This window comes from Deltaproteobacteria bacterium (assembly GCA_011375175.1).
Taxonomy (GTDB): Bacteria; Desulfobacterota; GWC2-55-46; order GWC2-55-46; family DRME01; genus DRME01.
The window spans coordinates 21,921-46,939 of the sequence record DRME01000048.1; the positions used below are offsets into that span (position 1 = coordinate 21,921).

At 64.7% G+C, this 25,019-nt stretch carries 23 protein-coding genes and 1 tRNA gene; 7 read left to right on the top strand and 17 right to left on the bottom strand.

The window, feature by feature from the left end; translation table 11 throughout:
- Positions 1-341: 341 nt before the first annotated feature.
- The 15 genes from ENJ37_03505 to ENJ37_03575 all read right to left on the bottom strand — a co-directional run bounded on the left by ENJ37_03505 (position 342) and on the right by ENJ37_03575 (position 16,435).
- Positions 342-2,462 (bottom strand): adenylate/guanylate cyclase domain-containing protein, encoded by a 2,121-nt coding sequence (locus ENJ37_03505; GenBank protein ID HHL39553.1) that lies wholly within the window; start codon positions 2,460-2,462, stop codon positions 342-344.
- Entirely contained in the window at positions 2,459-3,517 is a 1,059-nt protein-coding gene (locus tag ENJ37_03510; protein HHL39554.1) for a tetratricopeptide repeat protein, read from the bottom strand. Before ENJ37_03510 ends, ENJ37_03505 begins: the two co-directional genes overlap by 4 nt.
- A complete protein-coding gene (locus ENJ37_03515; GenBank protein HHL39555.1) occupies positions 3,514-4,164 on the bottom strand; it encodes a hypothetical protein in 651 nt (216 codons plus the stop codon). The genes ENJ37_03510 and ENJ37_03515 overlap by 4 nt, the downstream gene beginning before the upstream one ends.
- A gap of 63 nt (positions 4,165-4,227) precedes the next feature.
- The gene (locus tag ENJ37_03520) at positions 4,228-5,622 is read right to left on the bottom strand and encodes an amidophosphoribosyltransferase (GenBank protein ID HHL39556.1); all 1,395 of its coding nucleotides are present in this window, start codon (positions 5,620-5,622) and stop codon (positions 4,228-4,230) included.
- 67 nt (positions 5,623-5,689) lie between these two features.
- Positions 5,690-7,894 carry a phosphoribosylformylglycinamidine synthase subunit PurL gene (purL, locus tag ENJ37_03525; protein HHL39557.1) on the bottom strand — a complete coding sequence of 735 codons (2,205 nt, stop codon included), beginning with the start codon at positions 7,892-7,894 and terminating at the stop codon, positions 5,690-5,692.
- Positions 7,895-8,045: 151 nt separating this feature from the next.
- The gene (locus tag ENJ37_03530) at positions 8,046-8,504 is read right to left on the bottom strand and encodes an NUDIX hydrolase (GenBank protein ID HHL39558.1); all 459 of its coding nucleotides are present in this window, start codon (positions 8,502-8,504) and stop codon (positions 8,046-8,048) included.
- Positions 8,505-8,905: 401 nt separating this feature from the next.
- The gene (locus tag ENJ37_03535) at positions 8,906-9,829 is read right to left on the bottom strand and encodes a radical SAM protein (protein HHL39559.1); all 924 of its coding nucleotides are present in this window, start codon (positions 9,827-9,829) and stop codon (positions 8,906-8,908) included.
- A gap of 37 nt (positions 9,830-9,866) precedes the next feature.
- Complete coding sequence (locus ENJ37_03540) at positions 9,867-10,214, bottom strand: TraR/DksA family transcriptional regulator (protein HHL39560.1); 348 nt, start codon at positions 10,212-10,214, stop codon at positions 9,867-9,869.
- An 84-nt stretch (positions 10,215-10,298) separates the two neighbouring features.
- On the bottom strand, positions 10,299-10,868 hold the full coding sequence (locus tag ENJ37_03545) for an epoxyqueuosine reductase QueH (protein ID HHL39561.1): 570 nt from the start codon (positions 10,866-10,868) through the stop codon (positions 10,299-10,301).
- Between the two features lie 43 nt (positions 10,869-10,911).
- On the bottom strand, positions 10,912-11,937 hold the full coding sequence (gene ruvB / locus ENJ37_03550; protein HHL39562.1) for a Holliday junction branch migration DNA helicase RuvB: 1,026 nt from the start codon (positions 11,935-11,937) through the stop codon (positions 10,912-10,914).
- Positions 11,938-11,966: 29 nt separating this feature from the next.
- Positions 11,967-12,560 carry a Holliday junction branch migration protein RuvA gene (gene ruvA / locus ENJ37_03555; protein ID HHL39563.1) on the bottom strand — a complete coding sequence of 198 codons (594 nt, stop codon included), beginning with the start codon at positions 12,558-12,560 and terminating at the stop codon, positions 11,967-11,969.
- A gap of 18 nt (positions 12,561-12,578) precedes the next feature.
- Positions 12,579-13,106 (bottom strand): crossover junction endodeoxyribonuclease RuvC, encoded by a 528-nt coding sequence (gene ruvC / locus ENJ37_03560; GenBank protein HHL39564.1) that lies wholly within the window; start codon positions 13,104-13,106, stop codon positions 12,579-12,581.
- Between the two features lie 405 nt (positions 13,107-13,511).
- A complete protein-coding gene (locus ENJ37_03565) occupies positions 13,512-14,264 on the bottom strand; it encodes a YebC/PmpR family DNA-binding transcriptional regulator (GenBank protein HHL39565.1) in 753 nt (250 codons plus the stop codon).
- Between the two features lie 312 nt (positions 14,265-14,576).
- Positions 14,577-15,941 carry a sigma-54-dependent Fis family transcriptional regulator gene (locus ENJ37_03570; protein HHL39566.1) on the bottom strand — a complete coding sequence of 455 codons (1,365 nt, stop codon included), beginning with the start codon at positions 15,939-15,941 and terminating at the stop codon, positions 14,577-14,579.
- Positions 15,942-16,361: 420 nt separating this feature from the next.
- Positions 16,362-16,435 (bottom strand) — tRNA-Gln (locus ENJ37_03575).
- 469 nt (positions 16,436-16,904) lie between these two features.
- Between ENJ37_03575 and lipA the strand changes: the two genes are divergently transcribed.
- The 5 genes from lipA to ENJ37_03600 all read left to right on the top strand — a co-directional run bounded on the left by lipA (position 16,905) and on the right by ENJ37_03600 (position 22,917).
- Positions 16,905-17,786 carry a lipoyl synthase gene (lipA, locus tag ENJ37_03580; GenBank protein ID HHL39567.1) on the top strand — a complete coding sequence of 294 codons (882 nt, stop codon included), beginning with the start codon at positions 16,905-16,907 and terminating at the stop codon, positions 17,784-17,786.
- Positions 17,787-17,839: 53 nt separating this feature from the next.
- Positions 17,840-19,018: an alanine transaminase gene (locus ENJ37_03585; protein ID HHL39568.1), complete on the top strand. Its 1,179-nt coding sequence runs from the start codon at positions 17,840-17,842 to the stop codon at positions 19,016-19,018.
- 90 nt (positions 19,019-19,108) lie between these two features.
- On the top strand, positions 19,109-20,428 hold the full coding sequence (locus tag ENJ37_03590; protein HHL39569.1) for a homoserine dehydrogenase: 1,320 nt from the start codon (positions 19,109-19,111) through the stop codon (positions 20,426-20,428).
- Positions 20,415-21,485: a threonine synthase gene (locus tag ENJ37_03595; GenBank protein ID HHL39570.1), complete on the top strand. Its 1,071-nt coding sequence runs from the start codon at positions 20,415-20,417 to the stop codon at positions 21,483-21,485. The genes ENJ37_03590 and ENJ37_03595 overlap by 14 nt, the downstream gene beginning before the upstream one ends.
- A 223-nt stretch (positions 21,486-21,708) precedes the next feature.
- Positions 21,709-22,917 carry a cofactor-independent phosphoglycerate mutase gene (locus tag ENJ37_03600; GenBank protein ID HHL39571.1) on the top strand — a complete coding sequence of 403 codons (1,209 nt, stop codon included), beginning with the start codon at positions 21,709-21,711 and terminating at the stop codon, positions 22,915-22,917.
- A gap of 86 nt (positions 22,918-23,003) precedes the next feature.
- On the opposite strand, the gene ENJ37_03605 is transcribed toward ENJ37_03600, so the two are convergent.
- Together ENJ37_03605 and ENJ37_03610 are read right to left on the bottom strand one after the other, a co-directional pair.
- On the bottom strand, positions 23,004-23,522 hold the full coding sequence (locus ENJ37_03605; protein ID HHL39572.1) for a thermonuclease: 519 nt from the start codon (positions 23,520-23,522) through the stop codon (positions 23,004-23,006).
- A 4-nt stretch (positions 23,523-23,526) separates the two neighbouring features.
- The gene (locus ENJ37_03610) at positions 23,527-24,180 is read right to left on the bottom strand and encodes a methyl-accepting chemotaxis protein (GenBank protein ID HHL39573.1); all 654 of its coding nucleotides are present in this window, start codon (positions 24,178-24,180) and stop codon (positions 23,527-23,529) included.
- Between the two features lie 117 nt (positions 24,181-24,297).
- Here ENJ37_03610 and ENJ37_03615 point away from each other — a divergent pair, with 117 nt between their 5' ends.
- Together ENJ37_03615 and ENJ37_03620 are read left to right on the top strand one after the other, a co-directional pair.
- A complete protein-coding gene (locus ENJ37_03615; GenBank protein ID HHL39574.1) occupies positions 24,298-24,498 on the top strand; it encodes a hypothetical protein in 201 nt (66 codons plus the stop codon).
- Positions 24,495-24,836, top strand: a complete 342-nt coding sequence (locus tag ENJ37_03620) for a hypothetical protein (GenBank protein ID HHL39575.1) — start codon at positions 24,495-24,497, stop codon at positions 24,834-24,836. The genes ENJ37_03615 and ENJ37_03620 overlap by 4 nt, the downstream gene beginning before the upstream one ends.
- Positions 24,837-25,019: the final 183 nt, after the last annotated feature.

Genomic DNA, 25,019 nt, shown 5'->3' on the forward strand with positions numbered 1-25,019 from the left:
ACTTTTTGAAAAAAGTTTCCCCGGACCCCTTCAAAAACTTTCAATGCCTCCACCTTCGACCTCCAGAGGAAAAAAACACCCTTCAACTGCCTGCTCTCTTCTTTCCCTCAAGAAAGCAGCCACGGGAGACGGGGACAGCGGCCGCTTCGCGCCACTGCGACGCTCACAAGCCCAACAATATCTACACTTTTTTCCTTTGCCTGCTTTCTTCTTTCCCTCAAGAAAGCAGCCACGGGAGACAGGGCCAGCGGCCGCTTCGTGTCACCACGACGCTCACAAGCCCAACAAGATATACGGTTTTTTCTTTGCTTACTTTCTTTTTTTCCAAAAAAGAAAGTAAGTTATTTGGTGGTTGCCGTGAAGACGCCGTCCCAGTCGGCGGGAGGCGGTTTTTTCCGGTACTGATCGCAGCGGTCCATGTACAGGAGCGAGGGACCGTCGCCGGGGAAGCGCTCGACGACGGCGGCGAAGGCCTCGCGGGCGTCGTCGAAGCAGCGGGCGCGGTAGAGCTCGAGGGCCTCGGCGAAGAGGCGGGCGAGCGCCCGCTTGTGCTCGGCTCCGCCGCCGCGGTCCATTAGTTCATATACGGTACAGGGCCGCGCCTTGCCCTTGACCCGCACGAGGTCGATCTCCCGCGCGAGGAAGCGGTCGTTCACGGCGGCGTGGACGGAGTCGCTTATGAGTATGCGGGTGCCGTAGAGCTTGTTCATGCCTTCGAGACGGGAGGCGAGGTTGACGGCATCGCCTATGGCCGTGTAGTCGAACTTGAGCTCGGCGCCCATGTTTCCGACGACAGCCTCGCCGCAGTTGACGCCGATGCCGATGTCGAGCTCCGGCAGGCCCTGGCGCTTCCACGCGGCGTTGAGTTCGGCGAGTTTCTCCACCATGGAGACGGCCGCGTTGCAGGCGCGCAGCTGGTGGTCCTTTACGGGAACGGGGGCGTTGAAGATGGCCATGACGGCGTCACCTATGTACTTGTCGAGCATGCCTTCCTCGTCGAGTACGATGCGCGTCATGGGGCTGAGGTAGGCGTTGAGCAGGGCGACGAGCTCGTCGGGTTTGAGGCGCTCGGAGAGGGAGGTGAAGCCCCTGATGTCGGAGAAGAGTACGGTGACGTCGCGCTTTTCTCCGCCGAGCTTGAGTTTTTCCGGGTCCCTGAGTATCTCGCTCAGCAGTTGCGGCGAGACGTAGGTGGAGAAGGCCCTGCGGATGAAACGGCTCTTGCGCTCGACGACCAGGTTGCGGTACGCCTCGGTGGCGAGGTAGCAGGCGATGAGCGGGAGCGCCTGGAAGACCATGCTCGTGCGAAGGGAGTAGGTCGAGAAGAGGTGGAAGTTGACGGCCACGACCGCCGCGAAGGCGACGACGAAGAGCGCGAGGCTTACGGTCGTGTTGGGGGCCCTCGACAGGAGAAGGGCGAAGAGGACCGGCAGGAGCACTATGACGAGGAGGTCGATGAGCACCACGCCGGAGTCGCGCACTATGTAGCGGCCCTGGAGGACGTTTCCGGCCACGGTGGCGTGGATCTCGACCCCCGGAAAGACGGGGTCCACGGGCGTGTTCCTTATGTCGTAGACCGCTTTTTCGGTGACGCCGACGAAGACGAGCCTGTCGGCCAGTTCTTCGGCGCCGACGCGGCCCTCTATGACGTCGACGGCCGAGTAGGTGGTGAAGGCGCCGCCGGGGCCGTAGAAGTTGAGAGTGAGTGCCCCTTCCTCGTCGAGGGGGGCGACGCGGTCGCCTATGGAGATGGAGTCTATGCCGTAGGGGGCCGTGTGGACCACGAGGTCTCCGCCGAGATAGAGGCGCAGGGCCTCGACGGCGAGGGAGGGGTAGACGGCGTCCCTGTAGCGATAGAGGAGGTGTGCCGAGCGGTAGTAGCCGTCGGCCTGCGCAAGGATGTTGAAGGTTCCGAATCCGGCCGCTCCGGCGGCGACGGCCGGTATGTTGAGCTCGGCGCCGGGGAATCCGATCCACGGCACGGCGTCCGTGCCGCCGTCGATGGTCCTTATGTGCCTGACGGCCGAACGGGAAATGAGCTCGAGGGCCTCGGGGGAGGGCTCTTCGGTCGAGTCCTCGCGGAAGAAGAAGCCCAGCACCACGTTGCCCGCTCCTTCGACGGCCGCGCCGAGTTCGGCGTCGTCTTCCGGGTCGGTGGGCTCGGAAAAGACCATGTCGAAGGCCGCCACGCGGGCCGGGACGAGCGCCCTGACGAGCTCGGCCGTGACGGTACGGGGCCAGGGCCAGCGCCCGAGTTCGTTTATGCTCCTCTCGTCGACGGCCACGATGACGACCCGTGCCGGCGGCTCGCTCTCGCCCCGCAGCTTGAAGAAGGCGTCGGCCGCCTCCATGTCGACGGCCGCTATGAAGACGGGCTTGTACCAGTAGAAGAAGAGTCCGAAGACGGCTGCCGCGGCGCCTATGGCGGCGAAGGCGGCGGTCTGGGACCCGGCGGCCCTCACCGCTTCTCGAGCTCCCTGATGAAGAGTTTTATGGTCTCGCCGTGGCGGCCATCTGGATAGTCCCTCAGGTAGCGCCGGAAGAGTTCGAGCGCCTCGGCGTCGTTGCCTGCATCCATCTCGATGAGGCCCGCCGAGTAGAGGGCCGTCTCAACGTGGGGAAGCTCGGGGTAGTCGTTGACGACCGTCATGTATTCGGCCATGGCCTTGTCCCTGTCGCCGAGGTAGCGGGAGTAGACGGTTCCGCGCGCAAGGTGGGCCTCGGCCTTTATGGCGGGCTCGGACGCCATGTCCACGGCTATGCGGAAGACCCGCAGCCCCCCGTCGTAGCGGCCGCTGTCGGCGAGGTAGTGGCCGTAGTTTATGTTCCACCGGGCCATGATGTCGGCGAGCCTTCCGGCCTGCTCCCACTCAACGGGCGCGTCCACGTCGGTCACGGCCAGAAGCGTCTCTCTCACCTCGTCGAGGGCCGTGCCGCGCTCCACCTCCACCGGAGTTATGGGGGCGATCCCCCTGGTGTTCTCCGTCATGGCGCCCCCGGTGAGAACGACGGAGCCGCCGTCGTCGCCGGAGACCTCGACTTCGCCCTCGGTTCCGAAGAGGACGTTGGCGTCGCCTTCGTTCATGACGACGAAGTCCGTGCCCTTCACGCCGGCCGTGCTCGTTCGGGTGCGCACCCGCACGTCGGAGGTGCCGAAGTAGCCGGCCACGACGGCGCGTAGCTTGCCCGTGAGGAGCGAAAAGAGCCCGGTGCGCTCCTTCTTCCTCCTGTCCACGACAAAGCGGGTCACCTCGATCTCGCTCGAGTTGCCGACCATGAGTGTGGAGCCGTCGCCGAACTGCAGCATGACGCGGCCGCGCTCGCCGGTCCTCACCCTGTCGCCCTCGGCCACCGGCGCGCCGCGCTGCGCGGGCCGCCAGCGCTCGGCGCCGCGTGAAAGAAGCGATACCTCGCCGCTCATGGCCCTAATCTTGCCGACCTCCGCGGCGGCGTGGGCCGCCGCGAGTGTCAACGCCGCCAAAAGCGGCACAAACACCATCGAGAGCCCCGTCTTCATTCTCCCTCCTTGAGCGTCCACAGCAGTTCGCCGCCCCCCTTGGCCCCGGCGACGATGAGTTTGAGCGCCGCCGCCCCCTTGCCCGGGATCGGCCCCTCGCCGGCGGGACCGTACCTCGGAAAGCGCACGAGGTAGACAACGCTCCAGGGGTCTATGTAAGGGAAGAGCTCGGTGAGAAGGGGGTTGCCTCCGTCAAGGCGCCTTATCTCTATCGGCTCCACCCTGGCCGAGCCGTCGTCGAGGTAGAGCCGCCAGATGGAGTCGCGGCGGTCGAAGTCGTTCCACCTCTCATCGGGCGTGAAGGCCGAGACGAGGAACTCGTTGCTCCTCTCGGCCGCCTCCAGCTCGCGCTGAACCATGACGGCCTTGAGGTCGTCGTCGAGGAGGAAGCGCCGGGCGTACTCGTCCACGTAGGCCCGCCTGAAGGCCGGGCTCTTGTAGGTGGCGTATATGTAGAGACGCGACTCGAGCTCCTCGTATATCTTGCGCCCCTTGGTCCAGGCCGAGAGCGTCTCGAAGTAGGTCGGCTCCCCGCCGCCGCCGAGCGCGGCGCAGCCCGCAAGCACCGCGGCAAGCAGCGCGGCGGCCGAGCGCCTGCGCAGCGCCGCCGCGGCCGCCTCAGACGACGGGCGGAAAAAAGTTCGCATTGTCATCCCCGTTTCCCCCTGCGCAAGAAGGGTGTTGCCGGAGCTCTGCCGCCGCAGGGACGCCTACTTGAAGAGCGTTAGTTGCGGCGGTCCCGGCTCCATGCATTCGACCGGGTAGTCACCGGTGAAACATGCGTCGCAAAAACTCGATCCCGCCCCGGCCACGGCGGCGTACATGCCCTCGACACTGAGGTAGCCGAGGGTGTCGGAGGTGATGAAGGCGTTGATCTCGTCGATGCTCTTGCGGGCCGCTATGAGCTCGTCGCGCGTGGGCGTGTCTATGCCGTAGTGGCATGAGCAGATGGTGGGAGGCGAGCTTATGCGCATGTGTATCTCCCTTGCGCCCGCCTCGCGTATCATCTTTATGATCTTGCGGCTCGTCGTCCCGCGCACGATGGAGTCGTCGACGACCACCACGCGCTTGCCCCTTATGATGTCGCCTATGGCGTTGAGCTTTATCTTTACGCCGAAGTGGCGTATCGAGTCCTTGGGCTCGATGAAGGTCCTGCCCACGTAGTGGTTGCGCGTAAGCCCCTTTTCGAAGGGCAGCCCGCTCTGCTCGGCGTAGCCGATGGCGGCGGCCACACCGGAGTCCGGGACGGGCACCACGATGTCGGCCTCTACCGGGTGTTCGCGGGCCAGCATCCGGCCGAACCGTTTTCTCACGGCGTAGACGTTGGCGCCGAATATGGTGCTGTCGGGCCTTGCGAAGTAGATGAACTCGAAGACGCAGGGCGTGTAGCCGGCCCCGGCGAAGGGCTTGAAGGACTTAAGTCCGCTCTCGTTTATGAGCAGCACCTCGCCGGGCTCGATATCCCTTACGTAGCGGGCCTCGATGAGGTCGAAGGCGCAGGTCTCGGAGGCGACGACCCAGGCGTCCCTGAGCCTGCCCAGCGCAAGGGGTCGGAAGCCGTTGGGGTCGCGCACGGCGACCAGGTTCTTCTCGGTGAGCACCAGGAGCGAGTACGCCCCCCTCACCTGCTCGAGCGCCGCCGCGAGCCTCTCCACAAGGGTGTTTTCGCGGCGGGCGGCTATGAGGTGGACTATGACCTCCGTGTCCATGTTGGACTGGAAGATGGAGCCGTAGGCCTCGAGCTCGGCCCTCACGCGCATGGCGTTCACGAGGTTGCCGTTGTGGGCGATGGCGAGCCCTCCCCTCGAGTACTCGACGACGAAGGGCTGGGCGTTCCTTATGTGCGAATCGCCGGAGGTCGAATACCTCACGTGGCCTATGGCCATGGACCCCTTGAGCTCCGAGAGGACGTCGGCCGTGAAGGTGTCGGCCACGAGCCCCATGCCCTTGTGGGAGTGGAGCTTCTCACCGTCGGAGGAGGCTATGCCGGAGCTCTCCTGCCCCCTGTGCTGGAGGGCGTAGAGCCCCAGGTAGGCGAGGTTGGCCGCCTCCGGGTGTCCGTAGACGCCGAAGACGCCGCACTCGTCGTGAAACCTGTCGTCCATCAACCGGAAACCTCCCATACCCGCCGTCCCGGCAAAGGCCGGTCCGAAGAGAGTGCCTTGGGCCGCCCTATCTTCCGGCAAAGGCTTCGACGGCTCCGCTCCAGGCCTTCTCCACATCCTTCACCGCGACGTCGACGAGGTCGTTTATCCTGAGCCTGTCGCCGCCCACGCGGCCTATCACCGTGAACGGCACGCCCGCGCGGGCGCAGAGCCCGCGCAGCGACTCCACGTCGCCGGGAGCCGCGCTCGCCACGACGCGGCCGTGGCCCTCGCCGAAGAGGAGGGCGTCGGGACGCATGGAGCCGCCGTCGATCTCGACGACGGCGCCCAGGGGGCCGCCGGGACTCATGCAGGCCTCGGCGAGGGCCACGGCGAGCCCTCCGTCCGAGAGGTCGTGGGCCGAGCGCAGAAGGCGCAGTGCCGCGGCCTCGACGCAGAGGGCGTGGAGCGAACGCTCGCCCTCGAGGTCGGGCCCGGGCGGCATCCCGGCGTCGACGCCGTGGACGACCTTCAGGTACTCGCTTGCGCCGAGCGTCGGCTCGGCGTCGCCGAGAAGGACGATGACGTCGCCCTCGCGGGAGAACCACTGGACGGTGCGGCTCTCCACGTCGTCGAGAAGGCCCACCATGCCCACAGTCGGCGTCGGATAGACCGAGCGGCCCGAAGTCTCGTTGTAGAAACTCACGTTTCCGCTCACCACCGGCACGCCGAGGGCCCTGCAGGCGTCGCTCATGCCCCGTATGGACTCCCTGAACTGCCACATCACCTCCGGGCGCTCGGGGTTGCCGAAGTTGAGACAGTCGGTCACGGCCAGCGCCCTTGCGCCGCTGACGGCGAGGTTCCTCGCGGCCTCGACGACGGCGGCGGCCCCGCCCCTGTAGGGGTCGAGGTAGCAGTAGCGCGAGTTGCAGTCCACGGTGAGGGCCAGGCCCTTCTTCGTGCCCTTTATCCTCAGCACGGCTGCGTCCGAGCCCGGAGAGACGACCGTGTCGGTGCGGACCGTGTGATCGTACTGGCGGTAGACCCAGCGCTTGCTCGCAATGTTGAGCGAGCCCATGAGCGTGACGAGCGCGGCGCCGAGGTCGTCGGGAACCGGCAGCCCCGCCGTATCGAGCCTGGCGGCCCCGTCGTGCGAGGGGGGCCGCGCGGCGGGCCTGTCGTAGACCGGCGCCGCATCGGTGAGGGCGTCGACCGGGATGTCGGCCTCCACGTTCCCGCCGTCGCGCACCACGACGCGGCCCGTATCGGTCACCTCGCCTATGACGGCCGCCTCGAGGTCCCACTTCCTGAATATCTCCATGAGAGGGCCTTCGCAGCCCCGGCGCGCAACGATGAGCATCCGCTCCTGGCTCTCCGAGAGCATGACCTCGTAGGCGTTCATCCCCTCCTCGCGCCTCGGCACGCGCGAGACGTCGATCTCGATGCCCGCGCCTCCGCGCGAGGCCATCTCAACGCTCGACGACGTGAGCCCCGCGGCCCCCATGTCCTGGATGCCGACGATGTAATCGGTCCTGAAGGCCTCGAGGCACGCCTCGAGCAGGAGCTTTTCCGTGAAGGGGTCGCCCACCTGGACCGTGGGACGGCGCTCCTCGCCCCCCTCGCCGAAGACGTCGCTCGCCATGACGGCGCCGTGGATGCCGTCGCGGCCCGTCTTGGAGCCCACGTATATGACGGGATTGCCCGGACCCGCGGCCCTGCCGAGGAATATGGCGTCCCTCTTCGCAACGCCGACCGTCATGGCGTTGACCAGGCAGTTGCCGTCGTAGCTCTCGTGGAAAGAGACCTCGCCGCCCACGGTGGGCACGCCCATGCAGTTGCCGTAGCCCGCTATGCCGGCCACCACCCCCTCGAAGAGGTACCTGGTCCTCGGGTTCTCCGTCGAGCCGAAACGCAGCGAGTTGAGCGAGGCCACGGGCCTTGCGCCCATGGTGAATATGTCGCGCAGTATGCCGCCCACGCCGGTGGCGGCGCCCTGGTAGGGCTCTATGAAGGACGGATGGTTATGGCTCTCCATCTTGAAGACCACGGCCAGGCCCCCGCCTATGTCCACCACCCCGGCGTTCTCGCCGGGACCCTGGATTACATGGGGAGCCTCGGTCGGAAAGTTCCGCAGGTGCACCCTCGACGACTTGTACGAGCAGTGCTCGCTCCACATGACCGAGAATATGCCCAGCTCCACGAGGTTGGGCTCGCGGCCCAGGACCTCGACTATCTTCCCGTACTCCCCGGCCGTGAGCCCGTGGTCACGGACCGTCTCTTCGCTGATCTTCACCGACTCAAAACCCCCGTGCGCCTTCCTCTCCGGTTCTTGCCCCGGCCCTCCTAAAATACATCAAAAAGGCCCGGAGTACAAGAGTCAAGGAGGCCCGGAGCCGCCCCATCCGGCGAGATTTCCGGCGCAAGGGCATGGTTCCCCCGGAAGATCAGAGCACGCCCCGCTCGGCGAGCATGCGCCGGGCCTTTCTCAGGACCTCGCGCTCGTCGTCGTAGGAGAGCGCCTCCTCTGCCTCGTCGACGGGGAACCACCGGCACTCGACCACTTCCTCGTCATGGTCGGCCACGTCGCCCCCCGTATACTCCATGAGGAAGAAGTAGACGATCTTGAGGAAGCGTCTCGTCCCCTCCTCGTCCCTCGCCGAGTAGAAGTAGTGTATGGGAGCGATCCTGGCCACTATGCGCCCCTCCAGTCCCGCCTCCTCCCTCACCTCCCGGTGGGCCGTGCGGGCGATGTTCTCCCCCTCCTCCACAAGCCCCTTGGGCAGCGTCCACACCCGGCCGCCCTTGACCGAGACGAGCGCCACCTCCACCCCCCCGCCGGCGCGCCTGAAGACAACGCCTCCGGCCGAAAGCTGCCGCGTCGTCTTTATCTCCGTCCTCTTCATTCCTGCGGAAGCCTCGGCGTATTTAAGGAAGCTCCGATTAATTACCCTGGGGGAAACTTTCTGTAGAAGGGCCATAGGGCCACGTTTCCCCCAGACCCATCGTATGTTATTCGGATCTTCGGCTGTACCGGGGGGTTCGGGCCGCAAAGGCGTAAAAACCCCGCCTGGCGCGGGCCGAACCCCCGGTACAGCCTCCCCGAGGCAACCGGCGCGGGCAGGACGCCCCCTTCAATTACGCTGGGGGAACCGTGGGCCATAGCCCCACGGTTCCCTCAGTGCAACAAATCAGAGTTTCCTTAACATCGCCCCTTTACGGACAAGGCGCCGGCCGGGTCGCCCGGTCCGCGCCAGGCGGGGTTCTTTTACGCCTTTGCGGACCGGGCGACCCGGCCGGCGCCTGTCTACAGGGGTTCCCCGGTGGCGAGCCTGACGATACCCGCCTCCCGTGCCGCCTCGAGCGCGGCCCCGTACTCGTCGTCCCTTACCGGGCGGTCGAGCGGCGGCCTTTCTTCGGCCATGTAGCACGGTCTGTACTGGTCCATTATGTTGACGTAGCTTCGGGGAGAGACTCTCGAGGCGACGAACTCCATGACCGCCCTCGTGCCGGCCAACCCTCCGGGCAGGACGAGATGACGGATTATTAGTCCCCGGCGAGCCACGCCGTCGCCGCCGACCTCGAGGTCGCCGACCTGGCGGTGCATCTCCGCCACCGCCTCCCGTGAACGCTCCACATAGTCCGCCGCACCGGAGAGGCTCAGGGCCGCGGCGTTGTCGCCGTACTTCAGGTCCGGCATGTATATATCGAATATCCCTTCGAGAAGGCGCAGCGTCTCCACGGACTCGTAGCCGCCGCAGTTGTAGACGAGCGGTATTTCAAGGCCCAGCTCTACGGCCCTGGGCAGGCTCTCCACTATCCGGTACGTCTGGTGGGTCGGCGTGACGAAGTTTATGTTGTGGCAGCCCCGGCGCTGGAGCGCGAGCATCATGGAGACGAGGCCCTCGCTCTCGACCTCGTCGCCGTCGCACATATGGCTTATGTCGTAGTTCTGGCAGAAGACACAGCGCAGGTTGCAGCCCGTCATGAAGATCGCGCCGCTTCCGTAGCGGCCCACGAGGGGCGCTTCCTCGCCGAAGTGGGGGGTGAAGGACGAGACCACGGCCCCCGGGCCCGTGCGGCAGAGGCCCTTCTCGCCCTCGAGCCTTGCCGCGCCGCAGCGGTGCGGACAGATGCGGCAGCGCCTCACGAGGTCGCGGAGCGCCCGGATGCGCTCGTGGAGCTCGCCGCTCTCGTAGAGCCCGATATAGGAAGGACGCCGTGCGATCACCGGGCGGCCGCTCCTCCTCCCGGCCCGCCGCCGCCCCTCACGCCCCCTTCTCCCGCTTGTCCAGGCACTTTACGCAGAGCGTAGCGTAGGGCACGGCCTTGAGCCTCTCCTCCGGTATCTCCTCGCCGCACTCCTCGCATATCCCGTAGGCCCCCTCGTCGAGCCTCGTTATGGCCGCGTCGAGCTGCTCGAGCTCGCGCCGGCGCGCATCGGCGATGATGAGCCCCGTATCCTCCACAAGGTCCATGAGGGCCAGCTCCTCGAAGTCATGGGGGTTGTCGAACTGGGCGTTGTACTCCTTGCCCAGCTTCCTGAAGACGTCGTCGCGCAGGTCGTTCCACATGCGGCGCTTGCGATCCATCAACATCCTTCTGAGCCTGTGCATACGCTTGTCGGCCATGACACCCTCCCTGAGGCATGGAAGCTCTTCCCGGCGCGGTGGTCACAGTCCCGGCCGCGGCCCGCGCCCTCACTGCGAGCCGGTGATGCCGTATCTCTCGAACCTGCTGTATATGCAGCCGCAGTACTTCTGCCGGTACAGGCCGTACTCCTTCGACTTCTCCACCCCCTCCCGCCAGCCCTCCCTGAAGTCGCGGTAGAGGAACTCCACGCCGTGGACACGAGCCGCCCTCTCCCCCTCGGCCCTCACGGCCTCGTGGTCCTGGTAGCGGCTGTAGAGCAGCGAGCTCGTGAAGGCGTCGAAGCCGCGGCTCGAGGCCAGCCGGGCCGTGGCCTCGAGCCGCAGTGCGTAGCAGCGGCGGCACCTCTCGCCGAAGGGCGGATGGCGGGAGTCGCGGGCATGCGGCCCGACCACCTCGGCCACGAACTCCTCGGGCCTGTACTCCTCGTCGCAGAGGATGTCGAGCCTCATGAGCATGGCGAGTCTCTTCACCGCGTCGAGCCTGCGGCGGAACTCGCTCTCCGGATGGATGTTGGGATTGTGGAAGTAGCCCGTCACCTCGGCCTCGCCCTCGAGCATCTTCTTGACGGGGTAGATTGAGCAGGGGCCGCAGCACATATGTACGAGCACGCGTTTCATGGCGCTTACAGCCTCTATGGAAAAAAACGGCCTCTCCGGCGCGTCAGAAGAGTCTGCCCTGGCCGGGCCCCTGCTCGGGCAGGACCCTCCCGAGGTGGCCGTAGGCGGCCGGCGTGGCCACCCTGCCCCTGGGCGTGCGCTTTATGAAGCCCTGCTGAAGCAGAAAAGGCTCGTAGAGGTCCTCGATGGCGTCCTTCTCCTCGTGGAGCGAGGCGGCCAGGCTCTCGACACCGACGGGGCCGCCGCCGAACTTGTCTATTATGGCCAGCATTATGCGCCGGTCCATCTTGTCCAGGCCGAGCGTGTCTATCTCGAGCATGTTGAGGGCCAGGTCGGCCACCTCGGCCGTTATTACGCCGTCGGCCTTCACCTCGGCGAAATCGCGCACCCGGCGCAGCAGCCTGTTGGCTATCCTCGGCGTTCCCCGCGAGCGGCGGGCCACCTCGAGCGCTCCGTCGCGGCTCACCTCGAGACCCAGTATGGAGGCCGACCGCTCCACAATCGTACGAAGCTCCTCGGCCGAATAGAACTCGAAACGCTGGATGACGCCGAAACGGTCGCGGAGGGGCGAGGAGAGAAGACCCGCCCTCGTCGTGGCGCCTATGAGGGTGAAACGGGGGAGATCGAGCTTCACCGTCCGGGCCGAGGGACCCTGGCCGATGATTATGTCTATCTGGAAGTCCTCCATCGCCGGGTAGAGTATCTCCTCCACCACCGTCGGCAGACGGTGTATCTCGTCGATGAAGAGGACGTCGCCTTCCTCGAGATTCGTCAGTATGGCCGCCAGGTCCCCCGACTTCTCCAGCGCCGGTCCCGACGTGGCCCGCATCTGCGCCCCCATCTCGTTGGCCGTGATCGACGCAAGCGTCGTCTTGCCAAGCCCTGGAGGACCGTAAAAGAGCACGTGGTCCAGCGACTCGCCGCGGCCGCGGGCCGCCTCTATGAAGACGCGCAGGTTCTCCTTTATCCGCTCCTGGCCTATGTACTCGTCGAGAAGCCGCGGCCTCAGGGTGGCGTCGATCTTCTCCTCGCCCTCGAGCCTTGCCGGGTCGGTGTGGCGCTCCCTCATGGTATCCGCCTTTCGCGCTCCGCCGCGCTTCACGAGGCCAGAAGCCTCAACGCCTCCTTGAAGAGTCCTTCAAAATCCGCTCCGGGCGCGGCATCCGACGCCTTCTTAACCGCCTTCTCGGCCTGGGCCGCCTTGTAGCCGAGGTTTACGAGCGCCGAGACCGCATCCACCTCGACCCCCTCGGCCGGAGCCTCCCCGCCCCCGGCGGACTCGGCCCTCAACTCGGCCGCCTTGTCCTTCAGCTCGAGCACGAGCCTCTCGGCCGTCTTGGCCCCCACCCCAGGTATCCGCCGGAGCCTCTCGGCGTTCCGCGAGGCCAGCGAATCGAGAAAGGCCTCCGTCGATATGCCGGAGAGTATGTTTCGCGCAAGCCGCGGCCCCACCCCGCTCACACCGAGAAGCAACTGGAATATGCGCTTCTCCTCGGCGCTCAGGAAACCGTAGAGCTCTATGCGCTCATCCTTCATGTACGCCTGGGTCTTGAGCGTCACCGTCCCCTCGGGGTCGGGCAGCTCGTAGTAGGTCGAAAGAGGAATGATGACCTCGTAGCCCACCCCTCCCACGTCGATGACCACCGACTGGGGAGACTTTTCGAGGACCTTTCCGGTAAGAAGGGCGATCATGGACGGCCGCTTCCCGCTTCAGCCCCGCACGGCCGGAGACGCCGCCCTGCGGCGTCTCTCCGTGCCGGCATGATGGATATGACATATGGCGACGGCCAGCGCGTCGGCCGCGTCGGCCCCCCGCTTCTCCGCGCACCCCAGCAGCCTCGTCACCATCTTCTGAACCTGACGTTTCGACGCCCCGCCGTAGCCGACCACCGACTGCTTCACAACGCTGGGGCTGTACTCGAAGACCGGCAGACCGCGCTGGGCGGCGCAAAGGAGAACAACACCCCTTGCGTGCCCGAGCACGAGCGCGCTCCTTACGTTCATCCCGTAAAAGAGCCCCTCGACCGATACGGCGTCGGGCCGGTGCTCGTCCATCACCACGCCGAGCGACCCCCATATGGAAAAGAGCCGCGCCGGAAGCCCCCCTCCCGGCTCCGCCGCCCCCGACACGGCGGCCACCGAACCGCTCGCCACGTGAACAAGCACGCCTCCGGGACCGCTCTCGACCACCCCGTAGCCCGTAGACCTGCTCCCCGGATCCACCCCCAGTACCCTCACATACAGCCCTTACTTTCTTCTTGGAAAAGCTCCGATCAATTACCCTGGGGGAAACTTTCTGTAGAAGGGCCTCAGGCCCACGTTTCCCCCGGACCCATCGTATGTTATTCGGGTCTTCGGCTGTACCGGGGGTTCGGCCCGCGCCAGGCGGGATTTTTTACGCCTTTGCGGACCGAACCCCCGGCACAGCCTCCCCAGAGGCAACCGCCGCGGGCAGGACGCCCCCTTCAATTACGCTAGGGGAAACTTTCTGTAGAAAGTTTCCCCCAGACCCCCTTCAAAGACTTTTAATTCCCTGCGGTTTATCCCGATTTTGCAAGCAAAATCGGGATAAACCGCAGGGCGTTAAAAGTTTTTGGAGGGAGTCTGAGGGAACCTTTTTACAAAAAGGTTCCCTCAGTACGCTCACACGGCCCTGTCCAGCGCCTCCGGCGGTATGTCGAAGTTGGCGTACACGTTCTGTACGTCGTCGAGGTCTTCGAGGTCGTCGAGCAGGCGCAGCACCTGGTCGGCCGTCTTCCCTTCCACGCGCACCGTGTTCTTCGGTATCATCGAGAGCTCGGCCATCGTATACTCCAGCCCCATCTCGTCGAAGGCCTTCTTCACGTCGTGGAAGTCCGACGGCGAGGTGTAGACCTCGAACACACCGTCCTCGTCGTTTCTCACCACGTCGTCGGCCCCGGCCTCGAGGGCCGCCTCCATGAGACGCTCTTCGGAGACGCTCTCGATATCGAAGGTTATGAGTCCCCTGTGGTCGAACATCCAGGCCACCGAACCGCTCTCGCCGAGACGTCCGCCGGCCTTGGAGAAGACGTGGCGCACCTCCGAGGCCGTGCGGTTACGGTTGTCAGTCATGAAGGCCACCAGGACGGCGACACCGCCGGGAGCGTACCCCTCGTAGACGCCTTCCTCGTAGTTCACGTCGCCGAGCTCGCCGGCCCCCTTCTTTATGGCCCGCTCTATGTTCTCGCCCGGCAGGTTCTCCGACTTCGCCCGGTCTATGGCCGCGCGCAGCCTCGGATTGGACGCGGGATCGGACCCTCCCATCTTGGCGGCCACCATGATCTCCTTTACGAGCTTGGAGAATATCTTGCCCTTTTTCGCATCGCTGCGGGCCTTCTTGTGCTTTATGTTGGCCCACTTGGAATGTCCGGCCATTCGGCTCTCTCCCCCCTGAAAAGGAAACTCTGATTTATTGTACTGAGGGAACCTTTTTGTAAAAGGGTCATAGACCCACGGTTCCCTCGGACTCCCTCCAAAAACTTTTAACGCGAGTTGGTTTCCCCCTGTTTTGCTTGGCAAAACAGGGGGAAACCAACTCGTATTGAAAGTCTTTGAAGGGGGTCTGGGGGAAACTTTCTACAGAAAGTTTCCCCCAGGGTAATGAGTCGGGGTTTCACGGGATTATATAACACAGGGAGGCGGGATTTGTAAACACGCTTATCGAGGAAGGGACGGAAGGAAGGGCTCTCAGCGGCCGCCTTCGAAGCGTTTTATGTCGAGCTCCTTCATCTTCATGAGAAGCGTGTTCCTGTGTATCTTCAGCTCCCTTGCCGCCTCGCTGCGGTTCCAGTTGGTCTTCTTCAGCACGCCCACGATGTAGCGGCGTTCGAAGGCGCGGCAGGCCCCCTTGAAGTCCAGCGGCTCGCTCCCCCCTGCATCTTCGACATCCTTGAAGAATATCTCCACCGGCAGATCGTCGGTCGTTATCTCCGAGCCCTCCCTGGCGAGCACCACTATGCGCTCCATGAGGTTCTCGAGCTCGCGCACGTTGCCGGGCCAGCCGTACTCGCTCAGCACGTCCAGGGCGTCGGGCGATATCCTGCGGATGGACTTGTTGTAGCGCTTGCTGAAACGGTCGAGAAAGTGGCTTGCAAGCAGCGGGATGTCCTCGCGCCTCTCGCGCAGCGGCGGCAGCACGATGGGTATGACCCTGAGCCTGTAGTAGAGGTCGTCGCGGAACTCGCCCTGCTTCACGGCCTGCTCGAGATCGGTGTTGGTCGCCGCGATGACCCTGATATCGACCTTTATGGGCACCAGGCTGCCCACGCGCTCGAAACTCTTCTCCTGAAGCACGCGCAGGAGCTTGGCCTGGAGCTTTAGCGGCATGCTCGATATCTCGTCGAGGAATACCGTGCCGCCGTCGGCGTACTCGAGCTTGCCTATCTTGCGCTTGTAGGCGCCGGTGAAGGCGCCCTTCTCGTGGCCGAAGAGCTCGCTCTCCATGAGCTCGCCCGGTATGGCCCCGCAGTTGACGGCGACAAAAGGCTTCTCCCGCCTGTCGCCGAGGCTGTGGATCGCCCTGGCCACGAGCTCCTTTCCCGTGCCGCTCTCGCCGGTGATGAGGACGTTGGACGAGCTCTTGCCCACCTTCTCGACCATGTCCATCACCCGCCTCATGGCCGGAGAACGGCAGATGAAGTGCTTGTCGCCCAGCTTGTTGTGGAGTTCCTCGCGCAGAAGCGCTATCTCGCGGCGAAGCGTCTGGCCGTCGGTGTAGCGCTGAAGGGTGGCCAGCAGGTCGGCCTCCTCGAAGGGCTTGGTGATGTAGTCGTATGCGCCCATACGCAGCGCCTGCACCGCCTTCTGGGCGCTGTCGGTCGCCGAGAGCATGACCACGCCTACGTCGGGGTCCACGTCCTTTATCATGTCCAGCGCCTTCAGGCCGTCGACCTTCGGCAGATTGATGTCCATCAGGACCACGTTGACCGGAAGGTTCTTCACCACCTCCACGGCCTCAAGACCGTTGTCGACCGAGACCGTCTCGTAGTGATCCCCCAAAAGAAGCTCCAGCGCCTCCCTGAGATGCCTGTCGTCGTCTACTATGAGAACTATGGGCTTTTTCACCGTACTTCGCCCCGCCGACGCCACATCCGTGAACCCGCGGCCCCGCGCCGCGACTGCTTCACCCCCTCGTGCGCACCATCCCGCGCGCCGGAGCCGCAGGCCGGAAAACAGCAACAATGCGCACTGAGGCAAGTATAATTATGATAACTATTTATAATTCATGGCAAGACGTTTGTCAATGCCGTTGTTGAGACATTGAGACCGCCCGCTATCGTCTTTGTGATGGGGGAACCGCTGCCGGTCATGTAAAGAGGGTTTCACCTCCCCCTGCGGCGCAGCGGGGCAGGGAGACGACGGCGGTGGCGCATCGAAACGAAGGACGACGGTAAAAAGGGGGAGACGGTCCGGCTGCCGCGCCCGACGGGACGGGGAGGACGGGGACGGCGGCGCCGATGCCCGGGGGGAGTTTGGCTGGGGGACCAGGATTCGAACCTGGGTTGACGGGTTCAGAGCCCGTAGTCCTGCCGCTAGACGATCCCCCAGCGGTCAGAGTCGGCGTGTTGCGTGAGCGCACTATAGCTTAATTGGAACGGCCCGGATAGTCAAGTCTTTTTTCCCGCGGCCCGCTCTGCGGCGCGGCGGCCGGCGAAAGTCTATTGTTGTGGAAGCTCTGATTAATTACCCTGAGGGAACCTTTTTGTAAGAAGGTTCCCTCAGACTCCCTCCAAAAACTTTTAACGCGAGTTGGTTTCCCCCTGTTTTGCCTGGCAAAACAGGGGGAAACCAACTCGTATTAAAAGTCTTTGAAGGGGGTCTGGGGGAAACTTTCTACAGAAAGTTTCCCCCAGCGTAATGAAGGGGGTCCGGGGGAAACGTGGGTCTATGGCCCTTCTACAGAAAGTTTCCCCCGGTGCAATGAATCAGAGTTTCCTTGTAATTTGCCCTCCGTGATGTTAAGATCACATCTATTTCAATTCAACGGCTCAAGGTTCAGCTTGCCGGCACGGCCCCATGACGCGCTCCAGCAATACCGACAGGAAAAGACTCGCCCCCTGGCTCAGGAAGCCGCTGGGGCGCCGCAGCGGCCTTCACCGCATGAAGGCCATGCTCAGAAGCCGCAACCTCCACACGGTATGTGAGGAGGCGAGGTGCCCCAACATCGGCGAGTGCTTCTCCAAGCCCACGGCCACGTTCATGATCCTCGGAGACCGCTGCACGAGGAACTGCTCGTTCTGCAGCGTCGAGGGAAGCGGCCGGCCCGCCCCGCCCGACCCCGGCGAGCCGCGGAACATAGCCGAGGCCGCCCGCGAACTGGGACTCCGGCACGTGGTGGTGACGTCCGTCACGCGCGACGACCTGCCGCTCGGCGGCGCAGAGCAATTCGCCTTGACAATAAGGGCCTTAAGAGATACGATTCCCGGCATTTTGGTGGAGGTGCTCACCCCCGACTTCGGCGGCGACAGGGCCGCCCTCGACGTGGTGCTCGACGAGGGACCCGACATCTTCAACCACAACCTCGAGACGGTCCGCTCCCTCTATCCGCTCGTGAGGCCCCAGGCCGACTACGAAAGATCGCTCCAGGTCCTCGGCCGGGCCGCGGCGCGCGGGCTCACCGTCAAGTCGGGCATAATGGTGGGCTTCGGCGAGTCGGTCCGGGAGGTCCTGGGCCTCCTCGACGACCTGAAGGCCGCGGGATGCTCCATGGTGACCATCGGCCAGTACCTGCGCCCCGCGAGGGACAACATCGAGGTGGCACGCTACGTGGAGCCCCGGCTCTTCGAGGAATACGGCCGCTACGCCCGGGAGATAGGCATCCATCGCGTCTACTCCGGTCCCTTCGTTCGCAGCTCCTACAACGCCGAAGAGGTGTACGCCGGCGGAGCGCCGTCGTGAGGCGCAAGAGGTTTTCCGGGAATAGAACACTTACGAGGTCACCCCGCACATAAATGGAAGAATTTCATCGCATAAAGAGGCTTCCGCCCTATGTCTTCAACATCGTAAACGAGCTGAAGATACAAGCGCGCAGAAGAGGTGAGGACATAATCGATCTCGGCATGGGCAACCCCGACCAGCCCACGCCGCCCCACATAGTCGACAAGCTCGTCGAGGCGGCGCGCAACCCGCGAAACCACCGCTACTCGGCCTCGCGCGGCATCTACAAGCTGAGGCTCGCCATAACGGACTGGTACAGGCGCCGCTACGACGTGGACCTCGATCCCGAGACCGAGGCGGTCGCCACCATAGGCTCCAAGGACGGGCTCGCCCACCTGGCCCTCGCCGTCATAGGTCCCGGCGACGTGGTCTTCGTGCCCAACCCGACCTACCCCATACACGCATACTCGGTCGTCATAGCCGGCGGGGACCTGCGCAGCATCCCGCTGTTTCCGGGCTCGGACTTCTTCGACGAGCTCCAGCGGGCGACGATGGAGATGTGGCCCAGGCCAAAGCTCCTGGTGCTGAACTTCCCCCACAACCCGACGACCGAGGTCGTCGAGATCGACTTCTTCAGGAAGGTCGTGGACTTCGCAAAGGAACACGAGATGATGGTGATCCACGACCTCGCCTACGCGGACATCGTCTTCGACGGCTACAGGGCGCCGAGCTTCCTCCAGGTGCCGGGCGCGAAGGACGTGGGCGTGGAGTTCTTCACCCTCTCCAAGAGCTACAACATGCCGGGCTGGCGCGTCGGGTTCGCCGTGGGAAACCGCAGGATGATAGCGGCCCTCACGAGGATCAAGAGCTACCTCGACTACGGCATGTTCCAGCCCATCCAGATAGCGGCCATCATCGCCCTCAACGGCCCCCAGGAGTGTGTGAGCGGCATATGCGAGACCTACAGGTCCCGGCGCGACGCGCTCATCGACAGCTTCGGAAAGGCCGGCTGGGAGATCGAGAAACCGAGGGCCACCATGTTCGTCTGGGCGAGGATACCGGAGCCGCTGCGCGGCATGGGCTCGCTCGAGTTCTCGAAGCTGCTGCTGGCAAAGGGGAAGGTGGCCGTCTCGCCGGGCGTGGGCTTCGGAGACCAGGGCGACGAGTTCGTAAGGCTTGCGCTGGTGGAGAACGAGCAGCGCATCAGGCAGGCCGCCAAGGGAGTGAAGAAGACGCTCGACGGCGTCGGCTGAGGCGGCGCTTCCCGCTCCGCCTCCACGAGGGCCGAAGCGGGAAGCGCCGCCCGGGAAAGAAAATACCGGAGGTATCGACGGAAGGCGCTCATGGAGACGATAAACGCGGGTCTCATAGGGTTCGGCACGGTCGGGACCGGGGTCTACAGGGTCCTGACCGAGAACGCCGACGTTATCGAGAAGAAGCTTGGCTGCAGGCTGAGGCTAAAGAAGATAGCCGACAGGGACGTAGAGAGGGACAGGGGCGTCAAGGTGGACCCGGCGCTGCTCACCGCCGACCCCTCCGAGGTGATAAACGACCCCGGCATCTCCATCGTCATAGAGCTCATCGGCGGCACCGGCGCGGCGCGGGAGTTCATCGTCGAGGCGCTGGCCAAGGGCAAGCACGTGGTGACGGCCAACAAGGCGCTGCTCTCCACCCACGGCCGCGAGATATTCGAGACGGCCCGCTCCATGGGGCTCGACATCGGCTTCGAGGCGAGCGTGGGCGGCGGCATACCGGTCATAAAGGCGCTTCGCGAGGGGCTTGCCGCCAATCACGTAGAGAGCATCTGCGGCATCATAAACGGTACGGCCAATTACATACTGAGCCGCATGACGAGCGACGGCGGCCGCTTCGAGGACGTGCTCGCCGAGGCCCAGGCCAGGGGATACGCCGAGGCCGACCCCACCTACGACGTGGAGGGGATCGACACGGCCCACAAGCTCGCAATCCTCATCAACATCGCCTACGGCACCTACGTGGAGCTCGACTCCATATACACCGAGGGCATATCGCGCATAACGCCGCTGGACATAGCGTTCGCCGCCGAGTTCGGCTACAGGGTCAAGCTCCTGGCCATAGCGAAGAGCGAGGACGGGGAGATCGAGGCGAGGGTCCATCCCACGATGATACCGGCGACCCATCCGCTCGCCTCGGTGGACGGCGCCTTCAACGCCGTCCACATAGAGGGCGACGCCGTGGGCCCGGTCATGCTCTACGGCCTCGGCGCGGGCATGATGCCCACGGCGAGCGCCGTCGTCGCCGACGTGGTGGACATCGCAAGGAACATGAGAAACGGCGTCGGCCGGCGCCTCGAGCCGCTGTCGTACATGCACGGAGCCGTGAGGGAGGCGGCCGTAAGGCCCATGGACGAGCTCGACATACCGTGGTATCTGCGCTTCTCGGCGCTGGACCGCCCCGGCGTGCTCTCCCGCATAGCGGGCGTGCTCGGCGCGCACAACATAAGCATCTCCTCGGTCATACAGAAGGGCCGCCAGGCTGGAGAGGCCGTGCCGCTCGTCATACTGACCCACCACGCAAAGGAACGGCAGATGCGGGCCGCCCTCGCCGAGATAGAGACGCTCGACGTGGTGCGCGACAGGCCGGCATATATCAGGATAGAGGAGAACCTCGGTGCATCTCGATAGGAAAGGCGTCTGGGAAGGCGTAATCAGGGAGTTCAGGGGCTTTCTGCCCGACATATCGGACGAGGCGGTGGTGACGCTGCGCGAGGGCAACACGCCGCTTGTGGAGTCCCACAACCTGGGGGACATGGTCGGCGACATAAGGCTGCTCTTCAAGTACGAGGGCCTCAACCCCACGGGCTCGTTCAAGGACCGGGGCATGACCCTGGCCGTCTCCATGGCGAGGCAGGCGGGCTCGGAGGCCGTCATCTGCGCCTCCACGGGCAACACCTCGGCCTCGGCCGCCGCCTACGCCGCCAAGGCGGGCATGAGGGCCTACGTGCTCGTCCCAGAGGGGAGGATCGCCGTGGGAAAGCTCTCGCAGGCCATGATCCACGGGGCCGTGGTAATGGAGGTGAGCGGGAGCTTCGACGACGCCCTCGACATCGTGAAGGAGATAACGCGCAGCCACCCGGTCACCATGGTCAACTCGCTCAACCCCTACAGGATAGAAGGGCAGAAGACGGCGGCCTTCGAGGTCTGCGAGCACCTGGGACACCCCCCCACCTTCCACTTCCTCCCCGTGGGCAACGCCGGCAACATAACGGCCTACTGGAAGGGCTACAGGGAGTACAGGGACAAGGACATCACATCGAGCCTGCCCAAGATGATGGGCTTCCAGGCCGAGGGCGCGGCCCCCATAGTGCTGGGGCACGTGGTCGAGGACCCGCAGACCATCGCCACGGCCATACGCATAGGCAATCCGGCGAGCTGGAAAGAGGCCGAGGCGGCGAGGGACGAGTCGGGAGGGATCATCGACATGGTGAGCGACGAACAGATCATCGAGGCCTACAGGCTGCTCGCATCGCGCGAGGGCATCTTCTGCGAGCCCGCCTCGGCGGCGAGCCTTGCGGGACTAATCAAGCTCAAGAAGGAAGGCGTGGTGAGCGACGGCGACACCGTGGTCTGCACCCTCACGGGCCACGGCCTCAAGGACCCGGCCACGGCCATCGACTCGGCGGTGAAGCCGGTAAAGGTCTCGCCCAGCGCCGACGAGGTCCTCAGGGTCATGGGGTTCTGAGGGAACCTTTTTGTAAAAAGGTTCCCTCAGACTCCCTCCAAAAACTTTTAACGCGAGTTGGTTTCCCCCTGTTTTGCCTGGCAAAACAGGGGGAAACCAACTCGTATTAAAAGTCTTTGAAGGGGGTCTGGGGGAAGCGTGGGCCTATGGCCCTTCTACAGAAAGTTTCCCCCAGGTAAGTAATGAATCAGAGCTTCCTTATAAGGATGGAAAATACAGAGAGATGAAGTACGTGATACTGATAGGCGACGGCATGGCCGACGAGCCGCTCGAAGCGCTGGGCGGCAGGACGGTCCTCGAATACGCCGAGACGCCCAACATGGACGCCGTGGCCTCGTCCGGGAGACTGGGGCTCTTCAGATCCGTGCCCGGGGGCTTTCCGCCGGGTAGCGACGTGGCCAACATGAGTATCCTCGGCTACAGTCCGGCCCGCTACTACACGGGCCGGGCCCCGCTCGAGGCGGCGAGCATCGGGGTAAGGCTCGGCCCCTCGGACACGGCCCTGCGCTGCAACCTCGTGAGTCTCGGGGAAGGTCCCGGCGGGACGGTCATGAAGGACTACAGCGCGGGCCACATAACGACCGACGAGGCCGATTCACTCATAAAGAGCCTCGACCGCGCCCTCGGCGCCGGCGCCGCGGGACCGTTCCGCTTCCACAGGGGCAAGTCCTACCGCCACCTCGTCGTCTGGCTCGACGGCCCCGTCGACTTCGAGACCACCCCGCCCCACGACATAACGGGCCGTCCCGTGGAGGGGCACCTGCCCGGCGGCGAGGGGGCGGACGAGCTCCGCTCGCTCATGGAGCGGTCCCGCGAGGTGCTGCGCGACCACCCGGTCAACAGGGAACGCCGCGCAAGGGGCCTCGCTACGGCCGACTCCATCTGGCTCTGGGGCCAGGGCCGGGCCCCGAGGTTTCCCACGATGAAGGAGCTCTTCGGCGTCGACGGCTCGATCATCTCGGCCGTGGACCTCATGAACGGTCTCGGCGTCTACGCCGGACTCGAGGTCATAGACGTGCCCGGCGCCACGGGCTACATAGACACCGACTACTCGGCCAAGGCCCGCTACGCCCTCGAAAGCCTCGAGGAGCGCGACTTCGTGTGCGTCCACGTGGAGGCCCCCGACGAGGCGGGCCACAACGGCTCTCTCGACGACAAGCTGCGCGCCGTCGAGGACTTCGACGGCCTCGTCGTCGGAGCGGTGCGCGAGGGCCTTCGCCGGTTCGGCGCCTTCAGGCTGCTCGTCATAACCGACCACCCCACACCGGTGAGGCTGCGCACCCACACCTCCGATCCCGTGCCCTTCGCCCTGTGCGGGGACGGCTCGCCGGCCGGCTCGGCGGCGCGCCGCTTCTGCGAAAGGGACGCCGCCGCCACGGGTGTCGTCGAAACGGACTGCGAGGACTTCGCGCGGCGGTTCTTCGGGGGCTGACGGCCCTGCGGGCTGGCGGCCCTGCGGGGCTTGCGCCCCCTCCTCCCCTCTCCGCCTCCATCGCGGTGAGCGCGGACTTCCGCCTCTCAGCGGCCCGATGAGGCCCACAGTCCCAGCCCCGCGCTGCGCGCCCCGCTCTCGACGGCGGCGTAGCGGCCGGCCCGTTCGAGCCCGCAGGGCGGTATGACGAGCGTGCGCGCAAGGCCGCGGCCGAGCAGCTCGGCGCCCACGTCGAGACCGTCGACAGAGACCCAGCCCAGAAGCCTTCCGTACTTGTCCCGCGGCTCGTCGCGGCAGACTTGGACGAGCACCTCGCCGCGCCCCACGAGCTCGATGTTGGCGCGTCTTGCCGCGTTGCAGAAGGGCTCGTCCCGCTCCGGCGTGTCTATGCCCACGTAGCGGAGCCTGCGGCCGTCATCGAGCTCCACCGTGTCGCCGTCGATGACCCATGCCACCCTGGCCGTGAAGACGTAAGGCGGCGGTTCCGTCCCGCCCCCCGGCCCGCCGCCCCTCCAAAACCCGGCGAAGACGGCCAGGGCGGCGACCGAGACCGTAAGAAGCGACCTCAGAGCGCGCCGTCGCGCCGGCAAAACCGGACCGGCCACGGCCCTACCACTTCTCCCTGAAGCGGTGGATCATCTCCTGTATCTCGCTCACCTCTCTTTTCAGGCACTCCATATCGCAGTCCTTCCTGGCGAGCTCCCTTTGCAGCATGGCAAGCCTCGCGGCCAGCGCGCCGTGCAGCTCGTTGAAGGAGCGGCTCATCTCTTCGGCCTGCTCGATGAAGGCATTGAGATTGCTCACGAAGTTGCGCACATGGATGTCGTCCCTGCCGCGCACATGAAGCCGCCTCGTAAGTTCTCCCGAGCTTATGAGCCTCATCTCGTACTCGAGCCGCTTGAAGGGCCCTATGAGCCTGTGGGAGAAGAAGACGGCCAGGAAGACGACGATGGCCATGTAGCCGAGGATGAGGAATATCCCCAGGGCCGGAGTCTGGACCCCGTAGTAGGCGGCCAGGGCGCGGGAGAGCGACTGGAGGAAGATGGCCCCCAGCATGGCCATTATGACGAGCAGCGCGATGGTGAGCTGCAGTTCCCTGGAGACGAAGAAACGCTGCCGTACGCTCTTTTTCCTCTTTTCCGGTCCCTTTTCAGCGCTCATGACCACCCGTCCCGCAACATCCCCCCTCCTTCGACTATAAAGCCTCGACGGCCTCTTGTCAAGGCGCCCTGCGCCGAGGCGAAACACCTTGACTCTCGCCATCGATGCATCTATCATACAAGAGGCAGGGACCGGGAGAGAGGCTTAACAGGGGCCGCCGAGGCTCCATTCCATCGTGCCGCACGACCGGGGGCGGCATCCCAGAGGAGCTTCCGTCTCATGAAAGAGAAGATCGTGAGGATAGGGGATAAGAAGGAAGGCGTGGCGCTGCCCGAGGACTACCTGCGCTTCCTCGAGCTCATCCCCGGCGCCGAGGTGGAGATAAGGCTCGACAAGAAGAGGCGCGTCATCGAGATAAGCCCCACGGGGACCGAGGACTTCCTCGAGCACTTCAAGGACTCCATGGAATCTATGGCATGAAGATCTACAAGCTGCCCCAGCTCACCGAGGCATCGAGTGACGACATCTGCCGCCTGGCCGCCGACAAACTGGGGGCCTCGGCCCTCTACCTGCTCTACGGCAGGCTCCACCCTGGAGGCCCGCCGCATACCCTGGCCCCGGGCAAGGGCCGCGAAGAGATATTCTACCTCGTGAAAGGGACGATAAGCCTCCAGACCGGCAAGGGCTCCTTCCCCATAAACGCCGGCGAATGCTTCCACATGGGCGAAGACGACTCGATGAGCATAGACAACCGCAGCGACGAAGAAGCCGTCTTCATCATATGCGGCGCCGCCACCGATGCCGGAAGTCCTGATTAATTACACTGAGGGAACCTTTTTGTAAAAAGGTTCCCTCAGACTCCCTCCAAAAACTTTTAACGCCCTGCGGATTATCCCGATTTTGCAAGCAAAATCGGGATAATCCGCAGGGAATTAAAAGTCTTTGAAGGGGGTCTGGGGGAAACGTGGGCCTATGGCCCTTCTACAGAAAGTTTCCCCCAG

Excerpts from the sequence above, each read along its gene's own strand:
- ENJ37_03510 (HHL39554.1), bottom strand. The coding sequence starts at position 3,517 with ATGAAGACGGGGCTCTCGATGGTGTTTGTGCCGCTTTTGGCGGCGTTG.
- ENJ37_03515 (HHL39555.1), bottom strand. The coding sequence starts at position 4,164 with ATGCGAACTTTTTTCCGCCCGTCGTCTGAGGCGGCCGCGGCGGCGCTG.
- ENJ37_03520 (HHL39556.1), bottom strand. The coding sequence starts at position 5,622 with ATGGACGACAGGTTTCACGACGAGTGCGGCGTCTTCGGCGTCTACGGA.
- ENJ37_03530 (HHL39558.1), bottom strand. The coding sequence starts at position 8,504 with ATGAAGAGGACGGAGATAAAGACGACGCGGCAGCTTTCGGCCGGAGGC.
- ENJ37_03540 (HHL39560.1), bottom strand. The coding sequence starts at position 10,214 with ATGCACAGGCTCAGAAGGATGTTGATGGATCGCAAGCGCCGCATGTGG.
- ENJ37_03545 (HHL39561.1), bottom strand. The coding sequence starts at position 10,868 with ATGAAACGCGTGCTCGTACATATGTGCTGCGGCCCCTGCTCAATCTAC.
- ruvB (HHL39562.1), bottom strand. The coding sequence starts at position 11,937 with ATGAGGGAGCGCCACACCGACCCGGCAAGGCTCGAGGGCGAGGAGAAG.
- ruvA (HHL39563.1), bottom strand. The coding sequence starts at position 12,560 with ATGATCGCCCTTCTTACCGGAAAGGTCCTCGAAAAGTCTCCCCAGTCG.
- ENJ37_03565 (HHL39565.1), bottom strand. The coding sequence starts at position 14,264 with ATGGCCGGACATTCCAAGTGGGCCAACATAAAGCACAAGAAGGCCCGC.
- lipA (HHL39567.1), top strand. The coding sequence starts at position 16,905 with ATGACGCGCTCCAGCAATACCGACAGGAAAAGACTCGCCCCCTGGCTC.
- ENJ37_03585 (HHL39568.1), top strand. The coding sequence starts at position 17,840 with ATGGAAGAATTTCATCGCATAAAGAGGCTTCCGCCCTATGTCTTCAAC.
- ENJ37_03590 (HHL39569.1), top strand. The coding sequence starts at position 19,109 with ATGGAGACGATAAACGCGGGTCTCATAGGGTTCGGCACGGTCGGGACC.
- ENJ37_03600 (HHL39571.1), top strand. The coding sequence starts at position 21,709 with ATGAAGTACGTGATACTGATAGGCGACGGCATGGCCGACGAGCCGCTC.
- ENJ37_03610 (HHL39573.1), bottom strand. The coding sequence starts at position 24,180 with ATGGCGAGAGTCAAGGTGTTTCGCCTCGGCGCAGGGCGCCTTGACAAG.
- ENJ37_03615 (HHL39574.1), top strand. The coding sequence starts at position 24,298 with ATGAAAGAGAAGATCGTGAGGATAGGGGATAAGAAGGAAGGCGTGGCG.
- ENJ37_03620 (HHL39575.1), top strand. The coding sequence starts at position 24,495 with ATGAAGATCTACAAGCTGCCCCAGCTCACCGAGGCATCGAGTGACGAC.